The organism is Myxococcus vastator, assembly GCF_010894475.1.
In the GTDB taxonomy this organism is placed as follows: domain Bacteria; phylum Myxococcota; class Myxococcia; order Myxococcales; family Myxococcaceae; genus Myxococcus; species Myxococcus vastator.
On sequence record NZ_JAAIYB010000567.1, the window covers coordinates 1 to 4,650 of the forward strand.

The 4,650-nt window shown below is 70.9% G+C and carries 1 protein-coding gene and 1 pseudogene; both read right to left on the reverse strand.

The window, feature by feature from the left end:
- Positions 1 to 4,300 (reverse strand): response regulator (locus G4D87_RS33975; protein ID WP_163786831.1); only part of this gene is annotated, 4,300 nt, incomplete at its 3' end.
- Between the two features lie 97 nt (positions 4,301 to 4,397).
- Positions 4,398 to 4,650: pseudogene (locus G4D87_RS33980) on the reverse strand (glycosyl transferase family 1); the annotation flags it as partial.

Consider the following 4,650-nt stretch of genomic DNA (forward strand, 5'->3'; position numbering starts at 1 on the left):
CCGGGGCCTTCTTCGCGGCGGCCTGGGCCGCGGGCCTGGCGGCCGGCTTCTTCGCCGGGGCCGCCGGAGCTGGGGCCGCGGCGGGCGGGATGACCTGGTTGAGCTGCGTCCTCACGGCCAGGTCGTCGTCCTGGGGCGCCGCGGGTTTGGCGGGGGCCTTGGCCGCGGTGGTGGACTTGCTCTTGTAGCGGGCCAGCTCCAGCTCGGCGACCTTGAGGGCCTTGCTCTTCTCCTGCACGGACTGCTGCAGGCGGGTGACCTCCTGCACCTTGATGGCGTCGCGGCGCTCCAGCTCCGCCTTCTGTTTGGCGGTGAGCTCTTCCTGCTCCTTGGCGTGCCGCGCCTCCAGGTCCTTGCGCTCCTTCTGCGCGGAGGCCAGGCGGGTGGTGGCCTCGTGGGCCTTGCTCTCGGCGGCGGCCACCTTGGCGTTGAGCTCCTTCTCCGCGCGGGATTTGGCGCCCTGCGCGTTCTCCACCGCCAGCTCCAGGTCCTGGATCTTCTTCGCCCGCGCGGTCAGCTGGCCTTGGAGGTCCTTGGCCCTGGCGTCGGCCTCGGTGGCCTGCGTCTGTGCGTCCTGTGTGAGCTGGGCGATGCGCTGCTCGGCCTTGGCCAGCTTCGCGGCCAGTTCATCCGCCGCCCGCCTGGCGTCGGCGCGTTCCTGGTTCGCCTGCTGGGCCTGCTGCTGGAGCCGGGCCTCGGCCTGCTGGACCTGGCCCGCGAGGCCGTCCCGCTCGGCGGTGAGCTTCTGCTGGGCGACGCCCGCGGCGCGCAGCTGGTCCTCGCGGCCCGCCAGCGCCTTGCGGCCCTGCTCGAGCTGCTCGTTGAGCCCGGCGATCTGCTGACCCAGGCCCTCGGCCTGACGGCGGGCCTCGGTGGCCTGCGTCTGGAGCTTGGCCTCCAGGGCCTTGAGCTGCTCGGTGCGGGTGGCGACCTCGCGGTTGAGCACCTCCGCCTGACGCATCTTCTCCTGCGTCACGTGGGTGAGCTTGCGGAGCGTATCCGACAGCTCCGTGCCCTTCTGCGTCAGGTCGTTCTGGAGCAGCTCCTCGCGGCGCTGCGACTCCTCGGTGAGCGTGTGCAGCCGCTCCTCGAGGTGGGCCCGGGTGTTCTCCGTCTGTGCCAGCGTGGCGGTGAGCTGGGTCACCTCGGCGACGCGCGTGCCCAGCTCGTGCTTGGTGAGGGTGAGGTGCTCGCCCAGGTCCTCTCCATGGGCGCGTGCCTCGGCCAGCTGACCTTCCAGCGTGGCCTGGGTGCTCGCGGCGGCCTTCTGGTGTTCCTGGTGCGCGTGCTGCTCGCGCGCCAGCGCGTCGCGGGTGGCGGCGAGCTGGCCCTGGGTCTGCTCCAGCGTCTGGCTGGTGGCCTCCAGCTCGGAGCGCAGGCCGTCGCGCTCGCTGGTGAGGTCACCGATGTGAGCGGTCGTCTCCGCGGCCAGCTTCTCGTGCGCGGCCCGCTCGGCCTCGTAGTGGCCCTGCGTCTCGGACAGCTCGGCGCGGAGCTGGCCAATCTGGCCGGTGAGGTCCTGCTCCAGCGCGTCCTTCGCGGCGCCCAGGTCGGCCAGCTCCGCGGTGCGCTGGTCGCGCTCGCGGGTGGTGTGGGCCAGCGTGTCGCGGGTCTCCTGGAGCGCGCCGCGCGTGTCCTCCAGCGCCACATGCGTCTGCTGGAGCGTCTGGGTGGTGGCGTCCAGCTCGCCGCGCGTCTCCGCCAGCGTGCCTTCGGTGCTGGCGAGGGTGTTCTGCGTGTCGGCGAGCTGCTGCTCCGTCTGCGCCAGCGTCTGCTGCGTCTGCGTCAGCGTCTGGCTGGTGGCGTCCAGCTCGCCGCGCGTCTCCGCCAGCGCGCCTTCCGTCTGGGCCAGCGTCTGCTGCGTCTGCGCCAGCGTCTGGCTGGTGGCGTCCAGCTCGCCGCGCGTCTCCGCCAGCGCGCCTTCCGTCTGGGCCAGCGTCTGCTGCGTCTGGCCCAACGTCTGGCTGGTGGCGTCCAGCTCGCCGCGCGTCTCCGCCAGCGCGCCTTCCGTGTCGGAGAGGGTCTGCTGCGTCTGACCCAGCGTCTGGCTGGTGGCGTCCAGCTCACCGCGCGTCTGCGCCAGCGTGCCCTCGGTGTTCGCGAGGCGCGCCTGCGTGTCCGCCAGCGTCTGACTGGTGGCGTCCAGCTCGCCGCGCGTCTCCGCCAGCGTGCCTTCGGTGCTGGCGAGGGTGTTCTGCGTGTCGGCGAGCTGCTGCTCGGTCTGCGCCAGCGTCTGCTGCGTCTGCGTCAGCGTCTGGCTGGTGGCCTCCAGGTCTCCGCTCAGCTCGGAGATGCGCTGGTCGCGCGTGGCCACGTCCCCTTGCAGGGCTTCGATGGTGGCCTCGCGCTGGGTGACGGTGTCCTCCAGCTGGGCCACGCGCGCGGAGAGCTGTTCGCCGGTCCGCTGCGAGTCATCGAGCTGCCGCTGCGTCTCCTCGAGCTGCGAGGTGAGCGCCTGAATCTGGCCGGTGAGGTCCGCCTCCAGTTCGGCCTTGGCGGAGCGCAGCTCCTCCAGCTGACGGGAGAGGTCCGCCTCCAGCGCGTCCTTCGCCTGGGAGAGGGCCTGGAGCCGGTCATTGAGGTCCGTTTCCAGCTCGTCCTTGGCCTGCCCCAGCGCCTGGAGCTCCGCGGTCAGCTCGGCCTCGCGGTCCTCCAGGTGCGCCCTGGCGGCCTCGACTTCGCCCTCGAGCTCGCCGATGCGCTCCAGCTGCTGCTGGATGTTGGCGTTGAGCTCCGCCTCGGTGTGCTCGTTCCGGGCGATGGTCTCCGACAGCTCGCGCTCGAGCGTGCCGAGCTTCGCGTCACGCTCCTCGACGCGCTGGGTGAGCTCGGCTTCCTGGGCGTCCTTGTCCAGCCGGAGCTGGTCGCGCTCGCCGATGGTGCGCGCGAGGTCCGTCTCCAGGTCCGCGACCTGCTGGCTGAGCTTCGCCTCCAGCGCATCGCGCTCGGCGTTGAGCCGGTGGATTTCCGCGTCCGCCTGGGTGCCGTGCTCCTCGGCGCGGGTGGCGCGGGCTTCCAGGCCGCGCACGGTGGTGTCGCGCTCCTGCTCGGTCTGCTGCAGCCGCTCCTGGAGGGCCTGGATTTCACCGTCCAGCTCGGCGAAGCGCTCGTCGCGCTCGCTGATGGTGCGGTTCAGCTCGGTCTCGAAGTCGTCACCGCGCTTCGTCAGCCGCGCGATTTCGCCTTCGTTCGCGAGGACGGTGTCCTGGAGCTTCTGCTCCTTGACCTCGAACTCGAGCGTGACGACGCCGAGGTGCTTCTCCAGCTTGTCGTACTCGTTGCGGCCGTGCTCCAGCTCGCTGGCGCGGCGGCTCAGCTCCTCCTCCGCACGAGAGACCTCCCGGCGCAGGAGGTTGATGTCCTTCTCCTTGGAGGCGACGACCTCGATGAGGTCCTTCTCCGCGGAGAACTTCTGGAGGAGCAGGTCGTCGACGGTGGCGCCGTGCTCGCGCTCCTTCTGGATGGTCGCCTGCTGGGCCTCGTTGAAGCGGCGCAGCAGGTCGTCCACCTGCATCTTCAGGCCCTGCAGCTCCACGTCCTTCTCGTGGATGCGGTCCTCGCCGGAGAGCAGCTCGCGCTCGCGCACGTTCCAGATTTCGGAGAGGCGGGCGAGCTGGGCCTCGCGCGTCTTCAGCTCGTCGCGGAGGATCTGAATCTTGCCCTCCGGCGTGCCCATCAGCTCGCGCCGCGGCGGCGGACGCTTGAGCTGGCGGGATTCGGCGAGCAGCTCCGCCTTGCGGTCCGCGATGGACTGGAAGGTGCGGTCGAGGAACGCGCGGTCCTCCTCCGTCATCGCGCTGCGGCGCTCGCGCTTGGGCAGCTTCGGGGGCCCCCCCGCGGCGGCCTTGAGCGACGGAGGCATGGGCGGCGGCGCCTCGCGCGTCCCGTTCAGCGCGGCCTCCAGCGACGCGCCGGTGTCATCCGTGCCGGGCGGCACGATGCCGTGGCTCAATGCGGTCAGATCTCCCAGCGCGAACGGGAAGGCGAGGTACCCGTCCGCCGCCTGCGGCGTCTGACGATGCTGCGCCAGGCCATCCACCCCGCTCTCAGAGGAGATCAGCAGCACCTTGAGGTTCTGGCCCCACTTGCCCTTCTTGATGTTGCCGCAGAGGACGAAGCCGGACTGATCCTTCAACTCCGCACGGAGGACGACCAGGTCTGGCCGGCGCTTCTCCAGCTCACGCTGCGCGTCAGCCGCTGTCTCAGCCAGGGCCGTCTGGTAGCCCGAGCCCTTGAGCACGGTGGCCATGCTGAGCGCTAATTCATGATCGCTTTCGACGATGAGGACCCGACGCTCCATGAAGCCTTTGTCCCGGAAAAGTGCTGTGAAAACCGGAACATCCTAGCGGGCGGGTGCGACCCTTGGAAAGTTTCCAGGATCAGCTCGGTTGGCTGCCTCACGAGCTCTTGCCACGGACGACGACTTCCGAACGGCCTGAGGGGGCCGGGTGAGCGGGGTTCGTGGGCTCGTCGCGGCCAGGGAACGTCGTCGGGGGCGTGTGCCGGTCGAAGCGGATTCCGTCGGGGGGGCAGTAGCCGTGCGCGAGCTGGGCGAACCAGGGGTTCAGCGCCGAGGGGACGGGCTCCGGAGCGGGGCCCTCGTCGTGGGGCTCGGGGGCCACGTCGGCGTCGGCTTCCTCGAGGTCATCG